Origin of the sequence: Nostoc sp. (genome assembly GCF_036919575.1) — a bacterium.
Taxonomy (GTDB): domain Bacteria; phylum Cyanobacteriota; class Cyanobacteriia; order Cyanobacteriales; family Nostocaceae; genus Nostoc.
On sequence record NZ_JBALBY010000051.1, the window covers coordinates 14,315 to 39,875 of the forward strand.

At 44.7% G+C, this 25,561-nt stretch carries 23 protein-coding genes; 11 read left to right on the forward strand and 12 right to left on the reverse strand.

The window, feature by feature from the left end; genetic code table 11:
• Positions 1 to 165, forward strand: a complete 165-nt coding sequence (locus tag V7K27_RS14495; RefSeq protein ID WP_334948269.1) for a hypothetical protein — start codon at positions 1 to 3, stop codon at positions 163 to 165.
• Positions 166 to 315: 150 nt separating this feature from the next.
• On the opposite strand, the gene V7K27_RS14500 is transcribed toward V7K27_RS14495, so the two are convergent.
• The 6 genes from V7K27_RS14500 to V7K27_RS14525 form a co-directional block, all read right to left on the reverse strand.
• The gene (locus tag V7K27_RS14500; protein WP_334948271.1) at positions 316 to 1,323 is read right to left on the reverse strand and encodes an aldo/keto reductase; all 1,008 of its coding nucleotides are present in this window, start codon (positions 1,321 to 1,323) and stop codon (positions 316 to 318) included.
• 72 nt (positions 1,324 to 1,395) lie between these two features.
• Complete coding sequence (locus V7K27_RS14505; RefSeq protein WP_334948273.1) at positions 1,396 to 2,175, reverse strand: carboxymuconolactone decarboxylase family protein; 780 nt, start codon at positions 2,173 to 2,175, stop codon at positions 1,396 to 1,398.
• A 46-nt stretch (positions 2,176 to 2,221) separates the two neighbouring features.
• The gene (locus tag V7K27_RS14510) at positions 2,222 to 3,205 is read right to left on the reverse strand and encodes an aldo/keto reductase (RefSeq protein ID WP_334948275.1); all 984 of its coding nucleotides are present in this window, start codon (positions 3,203 to 3,205) and stop codon (positions 2,222 to 2,224) included.
• Between the two features lie 81 nt (positions 3,206 to 3,286).
• Positions 3,287 to 4,471 carry an aldo/keto reductase gene (locus tag V7K27_RS14515; RefSeq protein WP_334948277.1) on the reverse strand — a complete coding sequence of 395 codons (1,185 nt, stop codon included), beginning with the start codon at positions 4,469 to 4,471 and terminating at the stop codon, positions 3,287 to 3,289.
• Between the two features lie 111 nt (positions 4,472 to 4,582).
• Positions 4,583 to 5,107 carry a cyclophilin-like fold protein gene (locus V7K27_RS14520; protein ID WP_334948279.1) on the reverse strand — a complete coding sequence of 175 codons (525 nt, stop codon included), beginning with the start codon at positions 5,105 to 5,107 and terminating at the stop codon, positions 4,583 to 4,585.
• Entirely contained in the window at positions 5,108 to 5,536 is a 429-nt protein-coding gene (locus tag V7K27_RS14525; protein WP_334948281.1) for a (R)-mandelonitrile lyase, read from the reverse strand. It lies immediately after the preceding gene.
• A 182-nt stretch (positions 5,537 to 5,718) separates the two neighbouring features.
• On the opposite strand from V7K27_RS14525, the gene V7K27_RS14530 reads away from it, so the two are divergent.
• Positions 5,719 to 6,702 (forward strand): AraC family transcriptional regulator, encoded by a 984-nt coding sequence (locus V7K27_RS14530; protein WP_334948283.1) that lies wholly within the window; start codon positions 5,719 to 5,721, stop codon positions 6,700 to 6,702.
• 72 nt (positions 6,703 to 6,774) lie between these two features.
• Here the strand turns inward: V7K27_RS14530 and V7K27_RS14535 are convergent, their stop codons facing one another.
• The 3 genes from V7K27_RS14535 to V7K27_RS14545 all read right to left on the reverse strand — a co-directional run bounded on the left by V7K27_RS14535 (position 6,775) and on the right by V7K27_RS14545 (position 9,944).
• Positions 6,775 to 6,921, reverse strand: coding sequence for a hypothetical protein (locus V7K27_RS14535; protein WP_334948285.1), 147 nt, complete (start codon positions 6,919 to 6,921; stop codon positions 6,775 to 6,777).
• Between the two features lie 181 nt (positions 6,922 to 7,102).
• Positions 7,103 to 8,791 (reverse strand): NAD(P)H-quinone oxidoreductase subunit 4, encoded by a 1,689-nt coding sequence (locus V7K27_RS14540; protein WP_334948287.1) that lies wholly within the window; start codon positions 8,789 to 8,791, stop codon positions 7,103 to 7,105.
• 433 nt (positions 8,792 to 9,224) lie between these two features.
• The gene (locus tag V7K27_RS14545; protein ID WP_334948288.1) at positions 9,225 to 9,944 is read right to left on the reverse strand and encodes a response regulator transcription factor; all 720 of its coding nucleotides are present in this window, start codon (positions 9,942 to 9,944) and stop codon (positions 9,225 to 9,227) included.
• Between the two features lie 479 nt (positions 9,945 to 10,423).
• On the opposite strand from V7K27_RS14545, the gene V7K27_RS14550 reads away from it, so the two are divergent.
• Positions 10,424 to 11,518, forward strand: a complete 1,095-nt coding sequence (locus V7K27_RS14550; protein ID WP_334948290.1) for a hybrid sensor histidine kinase/response regulator — start codon at positions 10,424 to 10,426, stop codon at positions 11,516 to 11,518.
• A gap of 398 nt (positions 11,519 to 11,916) precedes the next feature.
• Complete coding sequence (locus tag V7K27_RS14555) at positions 11,917 to 12,954, forward strand: acyltransferase family protein (protein WP_334948292.1); 1,038 nt, start codon at positions 11,917 to 11,919, stop codon at positions 12,952 to 12,954.
• Positions 12,955 to 13,444: 490 nt separating this feature from the next.
• Here the strand turns inward: V7K27_RS14555 and V7K27_RS14560 are convergent, their stop codons facing one another.
• Positions 13,445 to 13,627, reverse strand: a complete 183-nt coding sequence (locus tag V7K27_RS14560; protein WP_273762370.1) for a CsbD family protein — start codon at positions 13,625 to 13,627, stop codon at positions 13,445 to 13,447.
• Positions 13,628 to 14,300: 673 nt separating this feature from the next.
• Here V7K27_RS14560 and V7K27_RS14565 point away from each other — a divergent pair.
• From V7K27_RS14565 to V7K27_RS14585, 5 genes are all read left to right on the forward strand, one after another.
• Entirely contained in the window at positions 14,301 to 15,365 is a 1,065-nt protein-coding gene (locus V7K27_RS14565; protein WP_334948295.1) for an RRXRR domain-containing protein, read from the forward strand.
• 39 nt (positions 15,366 to 15,404) lie between these two features.
• The gene (locus V7K27_RS14570) at positions 15,405 to 17,081 is read left to right on the forward strand and encodes a hypothetical protein (RefSeq protein WP_334948297.1); all 1,677 of its coding nucleotides are present in this window, start codon (positions 15,405 to 15,407) and stop codon (positions 17,079 to 17,081) included.
• A gap of 402 nt (positions 17,082 to 17,483) precedes the next feature.
• The gene (locus V7K27_RS14575) at positions 17,484 to 17,804 is read left to right on the forward strand and encodes an RNA recognition motif domain-containing protein (RefSeq protein WP_273762368.1); all 321 of its coding nucleotides are present in this window, start codon (positions 17,484 to 17,486) and stop codon (positions 17,802 to 17,804) included.
• A 114-nt stretch (positions 17,805 to 17,918) separates the two neighbouring features.
• Positions 17,919 to 18,107 (forward strand): 30S ribosomal protein S21, encoded by a 189-nt coding sequence (gene rpsU / locus V7K27_RS14580; protein WP_012407716.1) that lies wholly within the window; start codon positions 17,919 to 17,921, stop codon positions 18,105 to 18,107.
• A 495-nt stretch (positions 18,108 to 18,602) separates the two neighbouring features.
• Positions 18,603 to 20,363, forward strand: coding sequence for a serine/threonine protein kinase (locus V7K27_RS14585; RefSeq protein WP_334948299.1), 1,761 nt, complete (start codon positions 18,603 to 18,605; stop codon positions 20,361 to 20,363).
• A 107-nt stretch (positions 20,364 to 20,470) separates the two neighbouring features.
• Here the strand turns inward: V7K27_RS14585 and ltrA are convergent, their stop codons facing one another.
• Complete coding sequence (ltrA, locus tag V7K27_RS14590; protein ID WP_334948301.1) at positions 20,471 to 22,369, reverse strand: group II intron reverse transcriptase/maturase; 1,899 nt, start codon at positions 22,367 to 22,369, stop codon at positions 20,471 to 20,473.
• A gap of 1,009 nt (positions 22,370 to 23,378) precedes the next feature.
• Here ltrA and V7K27_RS14595 point away from each other — a divergent pair.
• On the forward strand, positions 23,379 to 23,942 hold the full coding sequence (locus V7K27_RS14595) for a pentapeptide repeat-containing protein (RefSeq protein WP_334948412.1): 564 nt from the start codon (positions 23,379 to 23,381) through the stop codon (positions 23,940 to 23,942).
• A gap of 103 nt (positions 23,943 to 24,045) precedes the next feature.
• Here V7K27_RS14595 and V7K27_RS14600 read toward each other — a convergent pair whose 3' ends face one another.
• Positions 24,046 to 24,183 carry a hypothetical protein gene (locus V7K27_RS14600; protein WP_334948303.1) on the reverse strand — a complete coding sequence of 46 codons (138 nt, stop codon included), beginning with the start codon at positions 24,181 to 24,183 and terminating at the stop codon, positions 24,046 to 24,048.
• Between the two features lie 56 nt (positions 24,184 to 24,239).
• Here V7K27_RS14600 and V7K27_RS14605 point away from each other — a divergent pair, with 56 nt between their 5' ends.
• Positions 24,240 to 25,427, forward strand: coding sequence for a M20 family metallopeptidase (locus tag V7K27_RS14605; RefSeq protein ID WP_334948305.1), 1,188 nt, complete (start codon positions 24,240 to 24,242; stop codon positions 25,425 to 25,427).
• The last annotated feature ends 134 nt before the right edge of the window (positions 25,428 to 25,561 follow it).

The window sequence follows — 25,561 nt, forward strand, 5'->3', positions numbered from 1 at the left end:
TTGCTCATAAAAAACTCCACCCACAAGGGGATGGAGTCATTAGTCATTAGTCATTGGTCATTGGTCATTGGTTATTGGTCATTGGTCATTGGTCATTGGTCATTGGTCATTGGTCATTGGTCATTGGTCATTGGTCATTGGTCATTGGTCATTAGCGGGACTTAAACATTTTTGAGGGAGAAACAAGCCTCAAACCCATGCAGGGTAAGGGAAATACACCAAATGCTCAAAAATAGCCCAAAGGTCTATCGCTGCCAGCTATCTGTCTTGCTTAGTGAGCTAAGGAATGCAACCAGGGAACACATTTTTTGCCGTTCAGCGACCGGTCATTTGCTCCAGCTTTTCGGGGTATCTAGCCCCTTGCACCGCGATCTTGGAGGCGGCGTCATCGATGTCACGGAGATCGTCGGGCGTGAGTTCGACTGAGACTGCCCCGATGTTTTCGTCCAAACGATGCAGCTTCGTGGTGCCTGGGATCGGAACAATCCACGGCTTCTGGGCCAGCAGCCAGGCGATCGCAATCTGAGCAGGTGTCGCCTGCTTCTGTTCTGCAATGCCGCCAAGCAGATTAATCAGGGCTTGATTCGCCTTGAGGGCCTCGGTTGTGAAGCGAGGCAGGGTGCTGCGGAAGTCGGAGCTATCGAAGGTCGTGCTTTCGTCCATCTTGCCAGTGAGAAAACCCTTACCCAGAGGGCTGTACGGGACAAAGCCGATTCCGAGTTCCTCAAGGGTCGGTATCACTTCCTTCTCAGGAGTCCTCGTCCACAGCGAGTATTCGCTCTGGAGAGCAGTGACCGGCTGAACCGCGTGCGCGCGACGAATCGTTTGCACTCCTGCTTCAGAGAGTCCAAAGTACTTAACCTTACCTGACTGAATCAGTTCCTTCACTGCTCCTGCCACGTCTTCGATTGGCACGTTCGGGTCAACCCGGTGCTGATAGAGTAGGTCGATTGTCTCGACCTTGAGTCGCTTGAGCGATCCCTCCACGGCCTGCTTGATATGCTCCGGCCGACTATCCAATCCTGGCGAACCCTTCATCCCACGGGGATCGGAATTAGGACTGACGTCGAACCCGAATTTGGTGGCGATCGCCACTTGCCCACGGAAGGGAGCGAGGGCTTCGCCCACAAGCTCTTCGTTGGTGAACGGGCCGTAGACTTCGGCGGTGTCAAAGAATGTAACGCCGCGTTCGACAGCGGCCCGGAGAAGATCGGTCATTTCCTGTATGTCTTTGGCTGGACCATAGGAAAAGCTCATGCCCATACAGCCCAGACCGATCGCCGAGACTTCCAAATTACTGTTTCCAAGTTTGCGCTTCTGCATTTTTAAACTCCTGTCTTTGAATTAAAGGAATGTGAGAACATATTCTTCGCTAGTCAATCGTTATCATTGCCATTACTCCGTCGCCACTTCATTCAGGCATTTCAACGCATTCAGTGTTCGAGGATATCCCACCCAAGGCAACAATTGTGTAATCAGATCCAGCAGTATGTCTTTGCCGTTTCCGATATTCAGATTGGCTTGAATGTGCCCCTTTATCTGTGATTCAACCCCGCCCAGAGCAATGAGGATAGACAGTGTGATCAGCTCCCTGAGTCTTATATCTACGCCATTGCGGGTGTAATAATCGCCAAAGCAATTGGCAGACAGAAACCTTTGAATGTGCAGTTGGTCTTTGGGCGATCGCTCATACATTTGATCGATCGTCTCGCCGAACACAGCTTTCTGTATTGCCAGCCCTTTGTCGTAGCGTGTTTCCGGGCTGGTGGTCGATTGCCCTTCTAAAGGTAATTGAATGCCCCTGCTGGACATCACTTCATTCGTGGCATGAACGAAGTCAAATGCTTTCGCCATACCCACGTAAGGTACCGACTGATACAGGATCTCTTTGATTTCAATCGGCGTTACTCCGACATTGAGGGCAGCGTTCACCATAACCCTGTATTCGCTTACTGCCTGACTGCCGATGATAGATGCCAGAATCAGCACGACTCTTGTCTTTGTATCCAGCTTGCTCTCAGCAATTACTTCGTCGAAGGCAAAGTTATCAAAGACTTCGATCAGTTCCGGGTCGGTTACTTTCAGGGTCGATTTGTGGTTTGGAAACAGTTCCTCATGATTTTTATCTGCCGCTTCACTTAGCCTCACAGAGTCTTTCTGCTGTGTATTTGTCATCCGCACCTCCTTCTTTTAATCACAGTTCTGTGTCCAGCGATTTTGTCTATAATCCTGTTCGCTTTTCCAACTCTTCTGGATAGCGATCGCCTGACACTGGAATTTGCGCCAATGCCTCGTCGATGCTCTTCAACTCGTCCTGCGTCAGTTCGATATCTGCTGCCGCAATGTTTTCTTCCAGGCGGCTCAATTTGGTCGTGCCGGGAATGGGCACAATCCACGGTTTTTGCGCCAGTATCCAGGACAGGGCGATTTGCGCTGCTGTAGCTTTCTTCTGGTTTGCCACCTCTTTCAACAAATCCACCAAGGACTGGTTGGCGTCGAGAGCCTCCGGCGTAAACCGGGGAACAATGCTGCGGAAGTCGGATTTGTCGAATTTTGCGTCTTTGCTGATACTGCCCGTCAGGAAGCCTTTACCCAAAGGACTAAACGGCACAAAACCGATTAAGAGTTCTTCCAGGGCAGGCAACAGGGCTTCTTCCGGCCGTCGCCACCACAGGGAGTACTCACTCTCAACGGCAGTCACGGGTTGGACTGCGTGCGCTCGGCGAATGGTCTGTACACCCGCTTCTGAAAGCCCCCAATGTTTGATTTTGCCTTCACCGATCAAGTCTTTGATGGTTCCGGCTACGTCTTCGATCGGCACTTGGGTATCTACGCGGTGCTGATAGTATAAATCAATCACGTCGGTGTTTAAGCGCTTCAGCGAACCTTCTATGGATTCCCTGATTGCTGATGGATGACTGTTCTGCACCTGCTTGCTGTCCTGTACCTTGATGCCGAACTTCGTGGCAATTACGATGCGATCGCGGTAGGGTTTGAGCGCTTCGCCCACCAATTCTTCATTGGTGAATGGCCCATACATTTCGGCTGTATCAAAAAAGGTAACGCCACGCTCAACTGCGGCTTGGAGTAGAGAGATGCTTTCTTGCTTGCTGAGGGTATGGCTGTAGGCATGGTTTAGCCCCATACAGCCCAGCCCGATCGCCGAGACTTCCAGATTACTGTTTCCAAGTTTGCGCTTTTGCATTGTTTGCACTCCTGTCTTTGAGAATTAAGGTCGTACCATGACTTTGATCGCTAGAACGAACCGGCTCTTACCAACGATCGGTCACACTGTTTGGTCAACGATTTGCATCTGCATTTCATTCATACGACCACCATGCACGGTGATTTTAGAAAAAGCCATTTCGATTTCACGAAGATCCTCAGAGGTCATCTGAACCTGAATTGCCCCTAAGTTCTCGCTCAGGTGATCTAGGTTGCGTGTCCCTGGAATTGGAACAATCCAGGGCTTCTGCGCCAAGAGCCATGCAAGTGCGATTTGAGCAGGTGTCGCGTTCTTTTTTTCTGCAAATCGTTTTAGCAAATCAACAACAGCCATATTTGCTGCTAAGTTTTCGGGGGAAAAGCGGTCGAACCCGGATCGAAGGTCTGTTTTCGGGTCGAACTTCGTGCGGGCATCTATTTTCCCGGTCAAATAACCCATTCCGACTGGACCCCAGGGGACGAAGCCGATTCCTAATTCCTCACAAGCTTTAAGTACACCGTTTTGTTCCGGATCTCTATTCATGAACGAGTATTCAGTTTGAATTGCTGTCACCGGTTGCACCGCATGCGCTCGGCGGATTGTTTTTGCACTCGCCTCAGAGAGACCAAAGTGCAAAACTTTTCCCTCTTGGATCAGCTCTTTAATTGCACCCACTACCTCTTCGATTGGCACTTTTGGATCGACTCGGTGCTGGTAATAGAGATCAATGCGATCGGTTCTAAGGCGCTTAAGTGATTCCTCAACTACTTTCTTGATGTGCTGTGGTCGGCTATTGAGACCACCAGCTTCAATGTCAAAACCAAATTTGCTTGCGATAACGACTTGATCGCGGAAAGGCTCAAGTGCTTCTCCCACAACCTCTTCGCTTGTAAATGGGCCGTAAACCTCGGCTGTATCAAAGAACGTCACGCCTTTTTCATAGGCTGTACGAATGACCTGAATGCCTTGGTTTCTGTCTGCGGAGGGTCCGTAGTTGGCGCTAATACTCATGCACCCAGATCCCATTTCCGAGACTTCTAATTTTCCGAGTTTTCGTGTGTTCATTTTGTTTTCTCCTACACGGAGTCCTTTGTCGTTCTGGTTGTTAATTTCTTCGCGCTGATCCGATGATGTGCAAGATGGGCTGACGGCCAATGCTGCCGCGATAAGGGCAGTATTAGCCAAAAAGTTACGGCGACTGAGGTCTCGGCGAGTCGGATTGCGCCGTGGGGTGCTGGCAGAGTAGTAGGCTTTCGTCTTGTACATAGGTAGGTTTATGCCCCTATTGGTTTACATTAGGAGAGAAACCCAAAGCAAGCAGAGAAGATGACGCGATCGTTGTCGCAAGCAGTTTCATTTCTATCTCCTTTGACGTTTCTACTGAGTTCGTTTGATTGTTACTTCTACAGAACCAGGCACATTCAATGCCTCGATGCCACCGTCTATTTTTCCGAGGATCACGAGTCCGTTTGAGTATCCAAAATCTCGATAATATATCGCAAAATTCCCCCAGGGAGCGTAATAAGCAATATCTCCAACAGCAGGATCGCTGCCTGGGGGTGCATCTTCTGTAGATAATCTTTTTGGCAGATCGCTGATTTTTTCGGTTCTTGCGTAATCTTCTAACGTCAGCGTTAATGGCAGCAGGGAAATAAAATCCTGAGTAGTTTTGCTGTCGATCAAAGTGGCTCTAACGACTTTATCTTTGACCTTGATGTTTATCTGCATACTGTCTGCCTGCTTGGTTGATATTTCAGTCGGCATCTTCAACGAGGCACTGCTAGTCATACTGTTGTCGGCACGGCAGGCTGAGTAACTCAGGGACATCACTAGGGCGAGAACCAAAATCAACATTCTCTGCTGGCAGTTTTTCCCCTTGATGGAAAACCATCTCAAAAGCAATTAAAGTATTCCTTCATACTGCTCGTCGCTGACATGCTCCAGCCAGTCCACAGGCTTACCATCAAGCCATTCCTGAATGGCGATGTGCGTCATGGACGTGGTTGCTGTAGCACCGTGCCAATGCTTCTCACCCGGCGAGATCCAGATCGCGTCCCCTGGTCGAATTTGCTCGATCGCACCGCCCCAGCGTTGTACTAGGCCACAGCCAGCCGTCACGATTAGGGTTTGTCCCAACGGGTGGGTGTGCCATGCTGTCCTAGCACCAGGCTCAAATGTGACACTAGCACCAGACGTGCGTGCTGGATCGTGTGCCTCGAACAGGGGGTCAACGCGGACAGTGCCGGTAAAATACTCAGCCGGTCCTTTGGCGGAAGGCTGTGAGCCACTTCTTTTGATATCCATTTTCTTAATTCCTTCACTTGATGCCATTTTGGTGGCTAGCAGGCAAGTCTCTTGCCCAATCAAAACTGAGTTTTCTCTTAAATAAAAATCCAGAATGCTTACAAGAAGCCGAAATCATTTTTCGTTGCTTTAGCTTCATTCTAAGAATCCTGAAGAATAAGTAATAGGACGATCGTCTAAGATTGTTGTACAATCCTGCAAACTTAGAAATGAACCCTGCCAAAACGAGTGAAAAGTCCGATATCGATTTAATGAACGACCCGCAGGCAAAGCGCGAGGCAGACAGAGCGCAAGCCAACAGAGACGAATTGAAAGAGCGTATTGCACAGGGTATTGGTCATGATGGGACGATTGAGCCACTGAAAGGATTGCATTTCAACCGCGCCTCCTCACCTTCGGAATGCCTTCATAGTGTCTCTATCCCTGCCTTTTGTGTAATTGCTCAGGGCAGCAAAGAAGTCCTTCTGGGTAGCGATCGCTATCAGTACGACCCGATGCATTATCTGCTTGCTACGGTCGAACTGCCGATTGTCAGCCAAATTCTGGAAGCGTCCAAGGCGCAACCGTACTTTAGCCTTCGCCTCGATCTTCACCCCACCCTCGTTGGCTCAGTGATGCTCGAGGCAGGGTATCCCTCATCGCGCAGCCCTGTTGATGTGAAAGCGATTGATGTAAGTTCGTTGAATGCAAATCTGTTGGACGCTGTGGTGCGGCTTGTCAGGCTTCTAGATTCCCCTGCTGAAGCTCATGTTCTCGCACCACTGATTAAGCGGGAAATCATTTACCGACTCCTGATGGGAGAGCAAGGTAATCGGCTCCGTCATATTGCAGTTCTGGGTGGCTACACCTACCACATCGCCAGAGCCGTTGAGCGACTTCGTAAAGACTTTAACGAGCCGATCAAGATTGAAAACATCGCACGAGAAATGGGAATGAGTGTTTCGGGCTTTCACCATCACTTCAAGTCTGTCACTGCAATGAGTCCCTTGCAGTTCCAGAAGCAACTGCGGCTCCAGGAGGCTCGCCGTCTGATGCTGGGGGAAAACCTTGACGCTACCAGTGCTGCCTACCGAGTGGGGTACGACGATGCCTCGCACTTCAACCGGGAGTACAAGCGGCTCTTTGGTTCACCACCGATGCGCGATGTGGAGCGGCTGCGAGAAGCTGCTAGGGAGACTGCTAGTTCAATATGATTGCGTTCCCATCGGTTTCTTACTCCGAAAACAAATATGTCAATGTCACTTCTACTGCTTTGGAAGACCAAACTACTTGATAAGCCATTTGCTCAAACGTTCTTGAGCTTCCTCTTGTGCGATCGCTCTTTCTATGTCGGCTGCTTCTAATCCCCAACTAACTTTCTCAATTACATACAGATGATATTGGATATCTTCGATTGAGCAATCATCTGGCAATTGTTTGACCAGAGATTAAACTTTTTCTTTTGTGGTATTCATAGCCTGATTTTTAGTTTATTATTATAACTCCAATCTGGCATTGATAGCCTACCCATAGCGATCGACTATCAATATTTTGTTCTTCCTCAGAAAAATACCTAGCATTGGCTCTTTTCGACAAGTCTATTAGTCAAAAAGCTTACTTCAAAGTTCCCAAAACGGGCGCTACCTCAACCTCTGAAATTTGCGGAACCAAGAATCCATTAGCATAAATCTGAGGATTTGTTTGCGAAACTATGGCATAAGATTGGCGAAGATTAGCATTGACTGCAACTGTCTTCACGTCATACATCTGCATCGCCATCTTCGGATAGAAACCAATACCAATAATCAGCAGCAGAAAACAGGCAGCGATAAACACCTCACGCGGTCTAGCATCGTCGTAGACTGCATCTTCTGGCACGAAGCAGTCTGTACCAAAACAAACTGTTCCGTCATCTTCTTGATTTTCCAAGCCGGCATTATTAATGTCGCAGATGAGTGCTGCACCGTCACCATAAAATACCTCTCGCAGCATGGAAAGTAGATAAATCGGTGTGAGGATGACTCCAACCGCAGCTAGAAAAACCGTGACGGTGCAGAAGGTCGAACTGTAAACGTCACTGCTTGTCAGACCAACGAATACCGAGAGTTCGCCAGGAAAGCCGCTCATACCGGGAAGCGCTAGAGATGCCATTGCTGCGATTGTAAACAGCGCAAAGACTTTGGGCATGGCTTGACCAATACCGCCCATATCTTTCATTACCATTGTGTGGGTGCGATCGTAAGTAACGCCTGCTAAGAAGAACAGCACTGATGCGATTAAACCATGCGAAATCATCTGCAACATCGCGCCGTTGATTCCCAAATCAGTGAAGGATGCAATCCCAAGCAATACAAACCCCATGTGAGAAATCGACGAATAAGCCAAACGCCGCTTCATATTGGTCTGAGCAAAGGAGTTCAATGCACCATAGATAATGTTGACAACACCCAGAATGGCTAGAACCGGCGCAAAGTAAATGTGTGCATCGGGGAGTAGTTCCAGATTCAAGCGAATCAACCCGTATCCGCCCATCTTCAGCAACACACCAGCCAAAATCATCGACACAGGAGAGGATGCTTCACCGTGGGCATCAGGCAACCAGGTATGCAAGGGGAAAACAGCAAGCTTGACACCAAATGCAATCAGCAACCCTGCATAAAGTAGCAGCTGTAGACCAAGGGGATATTCCTTCCTGGCGATCGCGGTTATATCAAATGTCATATCACCGCCGCCGTATAACCCCATTGCCAGGGCTGCCACCAAAATAAATATAGAAGCGGCTGCGGTATACAACAAAAATTTCATAGCCGCATAACGACGCCTTTGCCCACCCCAAATGCAGACTAGTAAATATACGGGAATCAGCTCTACTTCCCACATAATGAAAAATAGCAGCAAGTCTTTGGCAACAAACACCCCTACCTGTGCAGAATACAGCACCAGCATCAAGAAATAGAAAAGGCGGGGTCGGTGATCAACTTGCCAAGCCGAAAATATCGAGAGTGTGGTGACAAATCCTGCTAGAAGCACAAGTGGCACTGAAAGTCCATCAACTGATACCGCCCAGTTCAAACCTAACTGAGGCATCCAGGCATAATTCTCCACCATTTGAAAACTAGCACTGCTGGCATCGTAATGTTTCCAAAAGGCGTAGCACATCAAGGCAAAGTCTGCAATACCTACACCCAGTGCATACCACCGCACGCGCTTGCCATCTTTATCAGGCAGCAGAGGGATGAGCAAGGCAGCAACGAGTGGCAGTAAGACGATCGCGGTAAGCCAGGGAAATTGAGCCGCTATCATGTATATGATAAAAAATACTTATTTGTGAATGATGCTATTCTACTAAACTTTGTAACAATTTATTCATAAATCTTTGTGCTAGTTAACCGCTAAAAATGGGGAGTGGGGAGTGGGGAGTGGGGAAGAAAGATTTTTATCGTAAATTAAAGGGTTTTAGGACTTACGCACTGTACAAACTAATCATGCTATGCATTTACCAAAATAGGTCGTTTTAGGCTTTTATTAATCATTACTTGATGGTAAATATACATACCCGCGCGTAGGGGCAATTCATGAATTGCCCCTACGAAAGATATGGATTTTCCGACTACACGTATTTTGGTTTTCTTGTCAATGCGTAAGTACTAGGTTTAATATCTGCCTCTTACAATGTCTTTAATTTTGAATTGTTACGTGTTCTTGTGTATGCAGTTGATGATGACTACTTACTTGCTTAGGGTACTAATCCAGCACGCAAAGCACGGACAGCAGCCTGTGTCCGGTCAGCAACACAGAGTTTATTGAGAATACCTCGAACATGAGTTTTGACAGTACCGACTGTTAGATAGAGCCTTTTAGCAATTTCTGCATTGTCACACCCAGCGACAATCAACTCTAAAACATCCATCTCTCTATTAGTTAAAGGATAGCCAACTATACTTTTCTCAACATCCGGGTCAATACCTTCAATCAAGACTCTTTTTCCAGCTGCGCCTTTGCTGCCATCGGGGAAATCTTGACGTATTTGTTGTAGTACAAGGTCTGCGATCGCTGGATCGATCCATGAGCTACCTGCATAGGTCGTTTGCACAGCCTCCACTAGTTTCTCAGTTTCGATATCCTTCATGCAATAAGAATCTGCACCTGCTGCAAATGCTGCTAAAACTGCCTGTTCACTATTCTGCATCGTTAAAATTAGCAGCTTTGTGGTATAATCTTCATTCTCTGCTTGATATTGCCTAAATGTGCGTGTTAGCTCAATACCATCCATGTCAGGCAAGCCAATGTCAATAGTAGCAACATCAGGCTTGAGAGTTTTCAGAAGCTTGATCCCTTCGGCTGCATTGGCTGCTTCACCAACAATGTTTAACTCTGGCTGGGTTTGTAAGGCAGCCCGTAAGCCGATTCTTGTCAGGTTGTGATCTTCAATCACAAGGATCTTGATTTCACTCATAGTTGCTTAACTTTACTGTTATTTATCTCAAGTACAGATTAAAATAATCTCGTTCTTCTATTCGGTATCTTATACAAAAAGCAATACGTTTGGTATTATGCCCTGAACTTCATCTACCATTAGACATAAATAACCTGATCTCGTAAGTTTTTCTAAAGCAAGAGCGGGTGACTATTAAATAGTTGCCTTGCAGTAGCTAGGATTATGCACAGAAAAAGGACTAAACTACCTCACCCTAGCACCCAGGCATAGATATTGGTTGGATAATCAGACGGCTAAGATACTTGTAAAAAGCTTGAATTATTTAATGAATTAATACATTTTTAAATAAAAGTTCAGTGCAATTACGTATGCAATTCCGATATTTAATTCAGGAAACTTTAAAGGAAAATGTGAATCCTTAATAATCTCAGCGCTGGTAAAGTAAGCTATTACTAGATTTGCTAGGGATAGCCAAGCACTTCTTTTTTTATTTAGCCATGTCTTTAACTAAAACTGTCAAAAAAGATAAAATTCTCGTTGTCGATGATGTTTTTGACAATCTACTGGTCTTAGAAGCAGTCCTAGAAGATGAGGACTATGAAATTAGCTTGGTGGAAGATAGCAAAATCGCTCTGGCTATGGTTGAGGAGTCACCGCCAGACTTGATTCTGTTAGATGTGATGATGCCGGAGATAGATGGCTATGAATTTACTCGACGTGTCCGACAGAATCAGGCGTTGCCATTTATTCCCATTCTGCTGCTCACGGCTCACTATGAGTCTAGCGTTGTTGAAGGACTCGACGCGGGTGCAGATGACTTTATTCGTAAACCATTCGATCCTGATGAACTTCATGCACGAGTGCGATCGCTCCTGCGCCTCAAGCATAGTATCGACGAACGGGATCAGATGGCTAACCTCCGGGCAGATTTTGTCTCCCGTTTTACTCACGATTTACGCATACCACTAGTAGCCTCCAACCGCGTATTAAAATTATTGCTGGAAGGCAGGTTTTGCGAAGTTTCGCCACAATTGCAAGAAATAATTGATACCATGATTGGCAGTAATCAAGACCTGCTGGAAATGGTAAATACCTTGTTAGAAGTTTATCGTCATGAAGCGGGCTGTAAAACTTTAAAAATTTATCCCTGCAATATTCAGGAATTAGTTAGTGAAGTTTCCCAAGAATTAACTCCTTTAGCTGAAGAAAAAGGATTAGCTGTAAACCTTAATCGAGGTGAAACTGCAAGCACGATCATGGGCGATCGCGTAGAACTGCGGCGGGTTTTGACAAATATCATCGGCAATGCCATCAAATTTACAGATAAAGGTTCTGTAGATATTCACTGCTATCTCACTCCGGTAGCTGTGAATATTGATATCCAAGATACAGGGCCAGGAATTTCTAAACCAGATCAGGCAATATTATTCGAGCGATTTCGCCAAGGTAAACACCAGCGTTCTGGCAGTGGTTTGGGACTATATCTATCTCGCTGCATTATCGAAGCACATCAAGGTGCGATTGGTGTGACATCTGAACCAGGGCAGGGTAGTACATTCACTATACGTCTACCTGTAGTTGGCGAAAACTAAAAGTAGGGATTCATATTCACAGCAAGGTTTTCAAACTTTGTGTGGGAGTAAAATGTGTCTTCGCTACTTTTAGCCCTAAAAGCAGTAACCAGGAGCAAATTTGACCCCACACTGCAATGCCAGTATGTTTCCCCTTACATCTTTGTTGTGTAATCGGCTATAAGTAAAAATATGACAGAAGAACGCAGAAACCCTCGCCTCTTTCTGCCAGTTATTCTGCCAAAAGGTTTTTTATGCATACACAAGCGATCGCCTCGGCCATCTCCGAGGCAGTTAATCAATCTCTAGCGATCGCATTTCCCAAATATTTCTACCATCTTTATTAAGTTCTACGCCCTAAATAGTCATTTCCTAGAAATATTAAGACAGTACACAGCTAATATTAAGACGTATCATTAATGTCGAAAAGAATTGAATGGATTGATTGTTGGAAAGGTCTTGCCATAATTACAGTTGTTGTCGGACATATAGTAGACCCAGTATCGAAATATATTTTCTGGTTTCATATGCCGCTTTTTTTCTTTATCAGTGGATATCTTTATAGCAAAAAAACTGACTACTCTGCTTTTTTTAAGAAAAAGTTTTTTCATCTTATAGTACCTTATTTTTCATTCCTTTTTTTATTTACTCTAGTTCAGTATCTACCATTAATAATCGATAGTTGGCAGCAAAAAAAATTCTTGCCAATAGATAAAATTATAATATTTACATTTCCGATTATCTGGAAACAATTGTATGGTGGAGCAAATCTGGTACTTTGGTTTGGTGTATTTTGGTTTGTAACTTGTTTGTTTTTTACCCAGCAGTTATATAACCTGATCTATATAAAGTTTGGCTCTAATAATTGGCTGATGATCAGAATTATGCTTTGCAGTTATTGTTTAGCAATGATTAATTATTATTTGATAAAAAATGTCTTTCCTTGGAATATTAATGTAGTTGCAATGGCACTTCCATTTTACTGGTTAGGACACATGGCAGCTAAATCATTATTAATTAATTCTAAACTCATTATATTAGGAATAATAATATTTGTAGCTGCGATTTTAATAGATGCAGGGACTCTGCTGCATTTCACTTTTAATATGAAAGGTACAAGCTATGGAGTATTTATTTTTGATTTTATCATAGCTTTGTCTGGCATTATTGTTACACAGCAATTGGCAGTATTGCTTCATAATAAACCTTACATAGGAAATGCCCTGCGTGAACTTGGTAATGCTTCTATGCTCATTATGTATTTGCATCAGCCGATACAAATAACTATAAAAAAGTACCCAATATTCGCAGTTCAAGGAATTAGGGTAATAGGTGCATTGATTATTTCATATATTATCTACAAAATTATCATCAATTATTCAATTATGCGTCAGCTTTTCTTAGGTGATTTTTCAAACTATGAAGTAGGGGAAATTCTAGATAACTCAAAAGTATAAGTTTGCACTAAAACACTTTGCTAGCTGCGATGTTATTATCTATAATAAACACCGTGCTGCTGTTCTTGGCGAACAAATTGCTTCCTGAGAGAAATTGTGGTATTTGAATATTAATAAAAAAAGAGCTTCGCCGAACTTCAGTTCTGGGCGGTTTCTGTCTAAAACGAAATAGCCCATTGGTGTCAACTTAACGTTAAAAGGGCGGTTATAAACCGCACGCCACTTGCTTCAAGTCGGCGGACTCGCCCAACGCACTGGCTTGTCTACACGAGACTTTACCCACCTCCGTCGGTTAAAGACTCTTGATTTTGTATTAGTCCACGGAGGTGGACGAGAGTTTGTGTAGCCGCCTACTCCTACGGAGAAGCAAGCTACGCGTCAGCGTGCCGGAGGCTCTATTCTATTCGCCATTGCTCTAAGTTGACACCAATGGAAATAGCCCTGTCCCTACATGAGCAACTTGTTAAAGGTAGGGAAACTTCCGCCTGTACTATTCTAAAGTCTTTTTAACTTCATCTTTGATGTTTTCAGCAGTATGGCGGACTTGGGCTTCAGCTTGTTTAGCTTTACCTTCAGCTTTATCTTTAGGATCGCCAGTTACTTCGCCAACCGCCTCTTGTACTTTACCTTCAACGTTTTTAGCAAAAGCTTTTGCTTTATCTTCGATACTCATATTCTTTGTTCCTAAAGTATGTTACGTGTTGATTAGTTGTTGCTTGCTCGAAAAGCGCTGCAATATCTATAGATTACTTTTAGACAACTTTTAATTCTTCTATCTGACGATGTTTTTATGAAGAATATTTGTGTCCGTTGTACATAGTTATTCAAAGGTTAAATTCATCTTGGAGAATTCAAGTAATATCCAAAAGAGAGAAAGGTATCATTATATTGTTCTATCTTGAGATAAAATCATTTATGACTTCAGATAGATAGCGATGATGATAAACCGCAACTTGGCTTATTACCACTGGATATGGTAAATATGTCAACAGGGTGTGGAGTCTTCCAAGCATTATTAGGTGGTCGATAGAATCTGAAGCTGGAGAAGAACAAATTGCTTTTTTAGGGAAACTGTGGTATGTGGATATAAATAAAAAAGAGCTTGAAGAAAAAGAATATAGACAGTCACAAACCCTGCCTCTTTAGAGACAGGGCTTGTAAGAGAAAGACTAACCACCTTTTAAATACAAGACTAAAAAAGTGTCTAGCTTGCAGGCTTAAAGCCTAAACTGAATTGCCTGGGCGTGGTAGCCTACAAAACGTTTTGAATGCTTCCCAAGTTTTTAACCTCTTAGACAATCAGTAGCGATGGGATATACACACCTCAAGATGAGGATTTATCGTAAATGTTTGTACCAGTAGTTGACAAAAATAACCGTCCCCTGATGCCAACGACACCTAGTAGAGCAAAGCGTTGGATTAAATCAGGTAAAGCTACACCATTCTTTAAAAAGGGAGTATTCTGTGTTCGATTAAATCAAGAGCCAAGTAATAGAAATACTCAGCCAATTGCCGTTGGAATTGACCCTGGTAGTAAGCGTGAGGGGTTCACTGTTAAATCGAAGATGCATACATATCTAAATATCCAAACTCATGCCGTTGATTGGGTAAAAGACCATTTGTTGGTTCGCCGTAATATGCGACGTTCTAGGCGATTTCGTAATACCCCTTGCCGACAAAATCGCAAGAACCGACTTGTAAATAAACAAAAAATACCCCCATCTACTAAGGCGAGGTGGCAATGGAAGTTGCGTATTTGCAAGTGGTTAGCATTAATATTTCCAATCTCAACTTTTGTGGTTGAGGATATCAAAGCTAAAACCTGGAAAAATGGACGTAAGTGGAACCTGATGTTTAGCCCTTTAGAAGTTGGTAAAAAGTGGTTTTACTCAGAACTTAAAAGGCTTGCCAACCTGGAAATTCGCACAGGGAAAGACACTTACTCCATGCGGCAAAGTTTAGGTTTGAAAAAGTCTAGAAATAAATTGTCGAATAACTTTTCTGCCCACTGTGTGGATTCATGGGTGCTAGCTAACTGGTTTGTTGGTGGACATATAAAGCCTGAAAACACTCAACTAATTGAAGTTATTCCTTTGGAATTTCATCGCCGTCAACTTCACCGATTGCAACACTCTGCTGGACATATCCGCTCTAGATACGGTGGGACGATCAGTGCGGGATTTAAACGCGGTTCAGTGATCAAACATCCAAAATTTGGATTTTGTTATGTCGGTGGTTGGCAGGAATCTGCAACTAAAAAAAATCCAGGCAGAAAAACAATCAGCTTACATTGCCTAAATACTGGCAAACGATTAACACAGAATGCATTACCAACTCAGTGTAAATTCAAAGGATATTCTTCCTGGAGAGCCACGGCTATTATTACTGCCGTTCGGCTTTCCTCTACGTAAGAAAGCCAAGTGGTTTCCATCCGTTTCGGGGATTTTCTTATGAAGTACTTATTTCTAGTTTGGGTGCTTATACTCTCTTTAGTCGCTCCTAGTGCAGCGATGTCTGACGACAAGCCGCTTCGCGTCTACGCTCAAGTAAGACAGCCCTATACTTTAATATCTGGACTTGGCACAACCCACCATCCAGTTTCCACTTCTAATCCCCAAGCGCAAGAGTTTTTCGATCAGGGATTAAATTTAATTTACGCTTTCAATCATGATGAGGCGGTGCGTTCTTTTCAATACGCTGCCAAACTTGATCCACATTTAGCGATCGCATATTGGGGTATTGCTCTAGCTCAGGGGCCTAATATTAACTTAGAAATAGACCCCAACCGGGAATTAGCTGCTTACCAAGCAGTACAACAAGCTTTGGCACTTTCTACCCAAGCATCTACCCAAGAACGAGACTACATTACCGCCTTAGCAAAACGCTACTCCCAAGATACTGGTGTCAACTTGTATCAACTAGCGACAGACTACGCAAAAGCAATGGCAACCCTAGTCAAGCGCTATCCTGATGATTTGGATGCGGCGACGCTTTACGCTGAAAGCTTGATGGATCTGCATCCTTGGCAACACTGGACTAAAGATGGCAAGCCACAGCCAGATACAGAAGAAATTGTGGCTGTTTTAGAATCAGTTCTCAAACGTAACCCAAATCATCCGGGAGCTAATCATTACTATATCCATGCAGTGGAAGCCTCACCTTCGCCAGAACGGGCGCTTGTGAGTGCCAAACGACTCGGAACCTTAGCACCAGGGGCGGGACACTTGGTACACATGCCTTCCCATATTTATTTTCGTGTGGGAGATTATGAAGGGGCAATGCGGGCAAACAAGCAGGCGATCGCTCAAGATGATATTTACATCAAAAAATATCAAGTCCAGGGCACTTACCCCATGATGTACTACAACCACAACATAGATTTTCTCATGGTGGCCAGCAGCATGGCAGGAAAATATCAAGATGCTCTCCAAGCCGCAGAGACTTTAGTCGCAAATGCTACTGCTATTGACCCGTATGCACCAATGCTTGAGGGATTCCTGGGCAGCAAAATCCTGATTCAGACACGTTTTAGTGATTGGGATGCCATCTTAAAAACTCCTGCCCCCGATGCGAAACTGCCCACCACTACAGCACTTTGGCATTTTGCTCGCGGCATGGCGATGTCTGGCGACAAGTCGCTTCGCGCCTACGCAGCCACCGACAAACTTGAAGATGCAGCAAGTGAAAGTCGGGCATTACTGGCCGCCAAACAGGTAATTTCCACTGAAGCAACCATTGGATTGAGTCCCGCCAGTCGTATTTTAGACATTGCCTCAAAAGTTCTAGACGCCAAAATTGCTAGAGAAAAGCATGATTATGAATCTGCCATTCAATTACTAGAAAAAGCAGTAGTAGCAGAAGATGCTCTCGATTATGTGGAACCACCAGACTGGTATTTTCCCACGCGGGAATATTTGGGCGCTGTGCTTTTGGCTAAAGGCGACTATAGAGAGGCCGAGAAAGTCTTTCGTGCCGATCTAAAAAAATATCCCCATAATGGGCGTTCTCTATTTGGCTTGCAGGCAAGTTTGCAGGCACTCGGCAAAGATCAGGCTGCTCAAGTTGTCAAAGCCGAATTGTCAACAGCTTGGAAAGGTGATGAACAGCATTTGAATTTTGAATTTTGAATTGTTGCCTGACTTTGCCTTTCATATTAAAATTTGGGAGTAATGCTTCATGGTTAATGCAGTCAAACGTTCAATTCGGATATTAAAGATGCGCCCCTCCATGTCTGATTTCCTGTATCACCCTACAGAATTTATCTTCTTCCATTTCCAACCCTTTTTGACGATGGGCTGTACTTAGGGTAGGTGGGGGCGGGCGATCGCTTAGGTGCGATCGCATCACTGGTTAACTATCTATCAACTATCTACTGGATGCAGAGAGTTGGCTCCTATGTCATCCTAGATTAGGAGAGTTAATTTAGTGATGTCTTTAGTTTTAGTATTGAAAGGCATTTTCCTTTTAGTATTTACAGACTTCTGAGAGAAATTAAAATCTCTACACAGTGATGATTTTGGAGAGAATCGATGTCAATTTATGTAGGTAACCTCTCTTATGACGTTACACAAGAGGATTTAAGTGGTATTTTTGCAGAATATGGAACTGTAAAGCGAGTTCAAGTACCTACTGACCGTGAAACAGGTCGTCCGCGAGGCTTTGCTTTTGTGGAAATGGGAACTGAAGCTGAAGAAACAGCTGCCATTGAAGCTCTCGACGGTGCTGAGTGGATGGGTCGTGACCTGAAAGTGAATAAGGCTAAACCCAAGGAAGACAGAGGTGATAGAGGTTCGTTTGGTGGTAATCGAGGAGGATACGGCGGCGGTGGCGGCGGACGCTCTCGCTACTAATCTTGGAACCAAAAAAATTTACCTAGAGTCTAAAGTCAGACAAGGAGTCTGTCTTTTTTTTGCACTGTTACCATCTGCATATTCATTGATTAAGTCAACTTAGTAGGAGAGATAATGACCCAAGTAATTGTAGGTGACAATGAACACATTGAGTCAGCCTTACGACGATTTAAGCGAGAAGTTTCCAAGGCTGGAATTTTTCCAGACATGAGAAAGCATCGCCATTTTGAAACGCCCCTAGAAAAACGCAAGCGCAAAGAAGTTGCGAAACACAGACAGAGTAAGAGAAGTTTTCGTAATTAAGGACTGACAAGATATAAACGAATGCCCTCATAGATTTTATGAGGGTTTTCTTTGTGGGAATCAACACGAATGAGAAGTCCTGCTGAAAACAGAATTCAGAATTCAGAATTCTGAATTCCCCACGCTTGAAGTTAGGGCGAAGAGTTACGGAAAGAATTTTTTCTTCTTTGCGTTTAAAATCGCTCGCTCTAAACCCCTTCTTATATCATGTCCGGTAGCTACCCATAATAAAAGAACCCCACCCCCAACCCCTCCCCGCCGGCGGGGAGGGGAGCTAAAGCGCAGCTTTGGCGGGGTGGGGTTCCGGGTATTATGCTTAATTAACTGAGCATGATATTATACATCTAGTACTTCGACAAGCTCAGTAACCATTGTACAGAATCCATTCTGGATTCTGGCGGATGTATTCTGAATTCTTCTTCGGTAATCAAAAACTCAGAATGGTATTTTCTCAAGAAACGCTAAAATCAAGTCAGCCTTTGTATTGTAGCGGTTGTGTCCCACATCACTCAGAGTGCGGTTCACTGCATAAATCCTGATTGTCAACGTCCTTATCCTCAGCCTTGGGGAAACAAATTTTGCAACAGCTGTGGCGCACCGCTAGAGTTGTTAGATCGCTATGTTCCACTTCAGCCCTTGGGGTCGGGAGGATTTGCTCAAATATACACGGTTTGGGATGAAAAAACTCAATCCGAGAAAGTGCTGAAGGTGTTGGTAGAAGCTTCACCAAAGGCACTGGAGTTATTTACCCAAGAGGCGGCGGTTTTATCTAGCTTGCAGCATCCGGGTGTCCCCACGGTCGATGTCGATGGGTATTTTCACGTAAACCTGTTTAATCCCAAACCGCACCAACTCCCCTGTCTGGTAATGGAAAAAATCAATGGGCGGACTTTAGAGGAGATATTAAAAAAGTTTCCTCAAGGGTGTCCAGAGGATTTGGTTTTAAACTGGTTTGCCCAAGCTATACAAATTTTACAGGAATTACACAAACATCAGATTATTCACCGGGATATCAAACCTTCTAATTTAATGCTGGGAACCTCTTCGCCAACTCTAACCCCACTTAAAGGGCAAACAGAGGGCGATCGCCTGGTACTAATTGATTTTGGCGGGGCAAAACAATTTAGCCCCTCTAAGCTGCGTTCTCAGTCTCGTTCCACCCGATTATTTTCTTCTGGCTACAGTCCACCAGAACAAGTGACTGGCGGGATTGTTGGGCCAAGTGCCGATTTTTATGCTCTTGGTCGAACAGTGATTGAACTACTAACAGGCAAATACCCGCTAGAGTTGGAAGATCAGCAAACTGGGAAATTGCAGTGGCGAACTACGATAAATGTCAACCCCCAATTAGCAGATTTGCTAGATGAGATGGTGCAGGCGGATGTGCGATCGCGTCCGGTAAATGCAGCGATAATTCAAAAACGTTTGGCGAAGATTTCTCAACCATTACCGCCGCCAGGGTTGTTTTCCCAACTGCGGCACAACGTTAAGCAAGCTTCAACGCAAGCTTACCGGAGATTTACACTGCTAAAGTTAGCTATTGAACAAGTTTTAGCTAACTTTAGCCAAGCTGTAACCAAAACCGTTATTTTCATCGCTCAGGCAATTATCAAAATTTTCCAAGCTTGTTTGGCGACGATTTGGGCGATAATCCTGAGTAGTATCGGCGGTTGTTTTGGTGCGATCGCTGGTTTTATTTTGGCCTATCGGACAAGTTTAGGCCGCCAGATTGGGGAATTTATTTTGACTCAGCTAAACGAATTAGTGCCAAATACTCAATTCGTCTTCGGGGCAGATATTTTGGTATTCGTTGCAGCAGGCTGGGGAACCGCTTGGGGACTGACAGTATCAGGGTGTTTTGGTCAACGGCGGCGGTTTTTAGTAGCGTCGCTGATGGGGATGATTAGCTATGGTTTCGGCTGGTTGATTTTGCAATTAATCACCCCAAAAGATAGCGGCGAGGGCTTAGTGGCAGTGATTTTAGTGGCAGTTTGTCTACTCACCTTGAGCTTAGGACTTCGCAGCCATCACCTAGTTTACGCTGTGTTCGCTGCCTTTGGTAGTGCGATCGGCTATGCAGTTTTAATTCTTTTGAAGTTAGCACCGACTATCTGGGAATTTTCTAGTCAACCAGGCTGGTCAGAGTTATACAAGCCTCTGATTTTTTTTGGTTCTGTGGGCTTCTTTATCAGCTTCTGGTTAGGAGTGAGTTACTACCTAATTGTTCCTGGATTGCGCCTTTTGGGGTGGCGTTAAAATAATTCGTAATTCGTAATTGGTAGGGTCGAGGTGTGCATTACTGCATCACCCCTCCCGTTCGGAACCGTGCTTGCGACTTTCACCGCACACGGCTACTCAGTATGTTATCCACTTGTCATATCGGACTTCCTGACAGCATGACTTATGAAATTAGGAATATCATGTATCCACTCCCAGTTAGTTTTATTCCAGAATTGAGAAAGTTTCTCTCGGAATTTTGAGCGGTCTTTTTTCCGAATTTCTATTAAGTCAAATGCGGTCTTTTCGTCGTGACAATGCCGATGCAGTAGTTGTAGGTTTTTGTATTCATCCTTGCCGCTTGATGCTCTGGGGATTTTATGGTCTACTTCTAAAACATCCCATTCTTGGAAGCTTAAACCGCACCAAGGACATTTACCCTTTTGTTGCTTAAGCAACTTAGCCTTACGATTAGGCATTTGGGGGTGTGTCCCTAGTCTTTTACTCCAGTAAATTAGGTCGCCATCGTAGGGGCTTTTATCGCCTTTAACTTTCACATAGTCAGTACTACTGCATTCAAATTGACTATGTTTTAGTAACCGAAGGGGGTTCGCTTCCCTCTCCCTGGTTGCGAATACCCAGTTATCACCGTCTATGGAAGTCCAGTATTTATATGAACCTGCTTTTGCTGTTCCACATCGGCGTTTTGCCCATCGTCGAAGTTTCAGGTATATGAGGTAATCTTGTTTCGATAGTTCTCCGACGTTTTTGGCATCGGAGTTTGAATAATAGGAAGTCCATCCCCTTATTACAGGATTAAGGTCTTTTATGAGAACCGCTTGGGACGATGACCTATGTTTTGTGATGATTCTTCCGATTTCCTCAATATGAGCCTTACTCGCCTTCGCGGATGGGGTGATGAGGGTGTTAAAACCTAATATTTTCCCGTGTCCATTTCTGCTGCTACGGTACTTCCCTGCGGGGTATTGTCGGATGTGATGACCTAAAAAGTCGAATCCGGCTTTACCATCCTCACTTAATTCATGGTTGAATGTATGAGTTAGCCGGGTTTTTTCAGGTTTTAGTTCAAGTCCTATACCAACTAACCATTCCGAGATAATTTCTCGGCATCTTTGGAGAACGGCTTTGTCTTTGTGGAGAACCACAAAATCGTCGGCATAGCGGATTAGGCTCAGGCTGGTTCGGTTATCCCGTTTTACTCCTGGTAGTGTTTCCGCGTATTGCTTTATCCGATTTTCTAAACCGTGGAGGGCGATGTTTGCCAAAAGTGGAGAGATGACCCCACCTTGCGGCGTGCCCTCAGATGTGGCAGTAAATGCTCCTTTGTCTATCACCCCAGATTTTAACCAGGATTTAATTTGTTGCCTGACTTTACCCTTGATGTTTAGCTTTTGGAGCAGTGCCTCATGGTTGATGCGGTCAAAACATTTGGCTATATCCGCGTCTAATGCGTACTTTGCCTTGTTTTGAATACAATTTTTAATCTGTCTTATCGCATCGTGGCATGACCTTCCGGGTCTAAAACCATAGGAATTTGGCTCGAATACTGCCTCCCATTCTGGCTCAAGTGCAGCTTTTGCTACAGCTTGTAGTGCGCGGTCGTACATTACGGGTATTCCTAATGGGCGTTTTTCATCTATTCCTGGTTTTGGAATCCAAACTCTACGAGTAGGCTTGGATTTGCCAGTTAGCTTTAATTGCCCTGCCAGTTCGAGACGTGCTTTTGGGGGCAGTGATTTAATACCGTCCACACCTGCCGTCTTTTTACCTTGGTTTTCAACTGTTACCCTACGTACCGCTAACACCCTATTAGACCAAGACCTCATCAGCGTCTTTTGGATTTTACGGCATTGCTTGACATCACCACGGCGGGAAGCAGCATAGATGCGTTTTTGCAACTTAAAAACATATCTTTCGGCTTGTCGCCAATTGATTGTTTTCCATCCCTCGATATTTATTGCTAAATCCGAATTAGGTTTATTCATCGCTAATGTTACCTCTAGCTTTCCCACACTGCGGCTCACGTCTGCTTATCCTGGCAGTTACGCCATCCCTTTTAAGGCATTACCCGTTAATTCGGGTTAGGCTTTTGCTTCTTGAGTCATCCTGCGCCTTCATGTCTTATGGCTGATGCCTACCTGTTATATATTTCAGGAGAACATGAGGGGTTGTTTCGTTCCCAATATCCATAATTGAGTCTTTAGGGCGTGTCTATCCACCGAGGTTATGAGTGGTGCGCTATCGCGGTTTACGAATCCTGATAGTCTCTACCTTTGTCGGTTCTTCCCGTTCCAAGTAGGGTGGCTTATGCCACTAGCTTTATAACCCTTGGCGTGATTTAACGATGGTTCAGACGACACTTTGCTTGTTCTACCCATAGACTCTTGCTTGCAGTAGGTGCTTTCAGCAATTACCACCTATTCCTGCTTTCACCCCCGCTTTACACCTTTGATAATCAGTCTCGGATGTAGGGGATACCAATTTATATTGGTAGTTTTGTGTGCTTTTAATCCCGCACCGGGACAGTAGGACTTGGTGTATTTTGATTGGGTTATAATTCGAGTTATCCTTTGAATGTTTCCCTTTCTCCTCTAGCTTTCTTTGCTTGTTAGCTCGGCTAGATGTCCTCACCTACATGGATAGTGAGTTGTCATTTGTTGAGGATTAAAGTGCGAACTCTACCCGAATTGGGTTACTCAACAAAAGCCAGTCGTCCTCCTTTTCGGGTTTAGACTGAACGAATCGCACCGTAATTAATCAAGTACCCAAAAACAAGATCCCCCTAGTCGTCTTTTGAATCGAGCTAGGGGGATCACATATGTGGTAGTCTATAATTGGTTCGGTATAGTTGGTTACGACTCGATTCTATAGCCTAGATTTCAGTTTGAGTAGTCTTACCATTAGAATTCATAGTATTTTTACAGATTCTTAATCAATGCTTCATCCCTGTTCTTCCTTAGAGAAGTGGTATATGTAAGTATGACAGTACGCAATCTGCGGAAATTGTCATTTTTGTGGATATCTGTAAAAAATATGAAACTTAAGATTGTTGCTACCGTCGCCCTGTTAGCTTGTTTTGGATTTGCAGAGCAGGCTTTTGCGTTAAATCAGCTAGATTTAGATCAGTTGAAGACAACAAGTGCCTGTCCCCGGTGTAATTTAAGTGGTGCTGACCTAAGTAAACTGAATCTAACTGGAGCAAATTTGCGAGGGGCTGACTTGAGCAGCGCTACATTATCTCAAGCTAATCTCACGAATGCTGATCTCACCGGTGCAAATTTAGAAGCTGCGATTCTGAATTCGGCGAATCTCAGTGGTGCTTCCTTAACAGGAGCGAATTTGAAATCAGCATCCCTAGAAAATGCCGATCTATCTTATGCCGGTTTCATCAGCGCCAATTTAGAAGCAGCAAACTTAAAAGATGCCAAATTGCAGTTTACCAATTTTCGGGGGGCAAACTTCCGACTAACAACTCTGGCTAATGGTATCGTCACCTCCGACAAAGCTTATGATTGGTCATTAGAGCGTCAAAATCTCAGAGAATGTAACGAGTTTAAACCCGAAAATACCCGAGGCACAACCTGTTATTCAAAATAAAGTGGGCATGGGGCAATTCAATTTTGGATTTTGGATTGACGATTTTGGATTAAATTTCAATTCTTTAATCCAAAAGCGTTCGACTGAGCGCTCACGCCGAAGTCTAAAATCTCAAATTCTCACTCCCCCTCATCCCCCTCATCTCCCTCATCTCCCTCATCTCCCTCATCTCCCTCATCTCCCTCATCCCCCTCATCTCCCTCATCTCCCTCATCTCCCTCAGCTTGTATAGCAAAAGCATTTTCTTTGTTAACAGTTCTTTATCATGGGAAAAAAGCTTGTAGATTAATTTAATCGATGCTTACCCGTATTAAAGACTTAGCAGCAAAACTAGCGCCTCGCTTAATTGAAATTCGCCGCCATATCCACTCTCACCCAGAACTCAGCGGTCAGGAGTACCAAACAGCAGCCTTCGTAGCTGGTGTTTTGTCTTCCAGTGGTCTGCACGTACAAGAGGGAGTTGGCAAAACGGGCGTCATTGGAGAACTGCAATGCACTAGCCAAAATGACCGTTTATTGGCAATTCGCACCGATATGGATGCCTTGCCAATTCAAGAGGGCACCAATTTGGAATATGCCTCTCGCGCAGAGGGTGTTATGCACGCTTGCGGTCACGATGTCCACACCACTGTGGGGTTAGGAACGGCAATGGTGCTGTCCCAAGTGGCAGAGGAGTTGGGTGGGAAAGTGCGGTTTTTATTTCAGCCCGCCGAGGAAATTGCCCAAGGCGCAAGCTGGATGGTGAAAGATGGGGCGATGGAAAATGTCTCGGCTTTATTAGGGATTCATGTTTTCCCTTCTATACCCGCAGGATCTATTGGGGTGCGTTACGGCGCATTGACAGCCGCCGCCGATGATTTAGAAATTCTGATTATGGGAGAATCTGGGCACGGGGCGCGTCCCCATGAGGCGATTGATGCAATTTGGATTGCTTCCCAAGTCATTACTGCACTGCAACAAGCCATCAGCCGGACGCAGAATCCTTTGCGTCCTGTAGTATTGAGCATTGGGAAGATTAACGGTGGCAGAGCGCCGAATATAATTGCTGATAAAGTGCAGTTATTGGGAACCGTGCGATCGCTCCATCCCCAAACCCGCGCCCATCTCCCGAACTGGATTGAAAACATTGTATCTAATGTTTGCCATACCTACGGGGCAAAATATCAAGTCAACTATCGCCAGGGTGTACCCAGCGTTCAAAATGATTACGCGCTGACGCAATTGTTACAATCAGCCGCCGAAGAAGCTTGGAGTAGCGATCGCGTTCAAGTCTTACTTGAACCCTCCCTTGGTGCTGAAGATTTTTCGATGTATTTGGAACACGCCCCCGGTTCTATGTTTCGCTTGGGTGTAGGCTACAAAGACAGAATCATTAACCACCCATTACACCATCCCCAATTTGAAGTCGATGAATCTGCGATTATCACCGGGGTTGTAACTATGGCCTATGCCGCTTATAAATACTGTCAGCAAAATAATTCGTAATTCGTAATTCGTAATTCGTAATTACAGATATTTTCAGGTAAATAGACCATGCGGTAGCGGCACAGAAAAAGCTCATACGTGTCAACTTAGAGCCAGGGCGAATAGAATAGAATCCCCCGTCATTCATGCGGGGG

Excerpts from the sequence above, each read along its gene's own strand:
- V7K27_RS14605 (WP_334948305.1), top strand. The coding sequence starts at position 24,240 with ATGCTTACCCGTATTAAAGACTTAGCAGCAAAACTAGCGCCTCGCTTA.
- V7K27_RS14500 (WP_334948271.1), bottom strand. The coding sequence starts at position 1,323 with ATGCAGAAGCGCAAACTTGGAAACAGTAATTTGGAAGTCTCGGCGATC.
- V7K27_RS14515 (WP_334948277.1), bottom strand. The coding sequence starts at position 4,471 with ATGTACAAGACGAAAGCCTACTACTCTGCCAGCACCCCACGGCGCAAT.
- V7K27_RS14555 (WP_334948292.1), top strand. The coding sequence starts at position 11,917 with ATGTCGAAAAGAATTGAATGGATTGATTGTTGGAAAGGTCTTGCCATA.
- V7K27_RS14530 (WP_334948283.1), top strand. The coding sequence starts at position 5,719 with ATGAACCCTGCCAAAACGAGTGAAAAGTCCGATATCGATTTAATGAAC.
- V7K27_RS14550 (WP_334948290.1), top strand. The coding sequence starts at position 10,424 with ATGTCTTTAACTAAAACTGTCAAAAAAGATAAAATTCTCGTTGTCGAT.
- V7K27_RS14540 (WP_334948287.1), bottom strand. The coding sequence starts at position 8,791 with ATGATAGCGGCTCAATTTCCCTGGCTTACCGCGATCGTCTTACTGCCA.
- V7K27_RS14525 (WP_334948281.1), bottom strand. The coding sequence starts at position 5,536 with ATGGCATCAAGTGAAGGAATTAAGAAAATGGATATCAAAAGAAGTGGC.
- V7K27_RS14570 (WP_334948297.1), top strand. The coding sequence starts at position 15,405 with ATGAAGTACTTATTTCTAGTTTGGGTGCTTATACTCTCTTTAGTCGCT.
- V7K27_RS14600 (WP_334948303.1), bottom strand. The coding sequence starts at position 24,183 with ATGCTTTTGCTATACAAGCTGAGGGAGATGAGGGAGATGAGGGAGATG.
- rpsU (WP_012407716.1), top strand. The coding sequence starts at position 17,919 with ATGACCCAAGTAATTGTAGGTGACAATGAACACATTGAGTCAGCCTTA.
- V7K27_RS14545 (WP_334948288.1), bottom strand. The coding sequence starts at position 9,944 with ATGAGTGAAATCAAGATCCTTGTGATTGAAGATCACAACCTGACAAGA.
- V7K27_RS14575 (WP_273762368.1), top strand. The coding sequence starts at position 17,484 with ATGTCAATTTATGTAGGTAACCTCTCTTATGACGTTACACAAGAGGAT.
- V7K27_RS14510 (WP_334948275.1), bottom strand. The coding sequence starts at position 3,205 with ATGCAAAAGCGCAAACTTGGAAACAGTAATCTGGAAGTCTCGGCGATC.
- V7K27_RS14560 (WP_273762370.1), bottom strand. The coding sequence starts at position 13,627 with ATGAGTATCGAAGATAAAGCAAAAGCTTTTGCTAAAAACGTTGAAGGT.
- V7K27_RS14505 (WP_334948273.1), bottom strand. The coding sequence starts at position 2,175 with ATGACAAATACACAGCAGAAAGACTCTGTGAGGCTAAGTGAAGCGGCA.
- V7K27_RS14565 (WP_334948295.1), top strand. The coding sequence starts at position 14,301 with ATGTTTGTACCAGTAGTTGACAAAAATAACCGTCCCCTGATGCCAACG.
- V7K27_RS14595 (WP_334948412.1), top strand. The coding sequence starts at position 23,379 with ATGAAACTTAAGATTGTTGCTACCGTCGCCCTGTTAGCTTGTTTTGGA.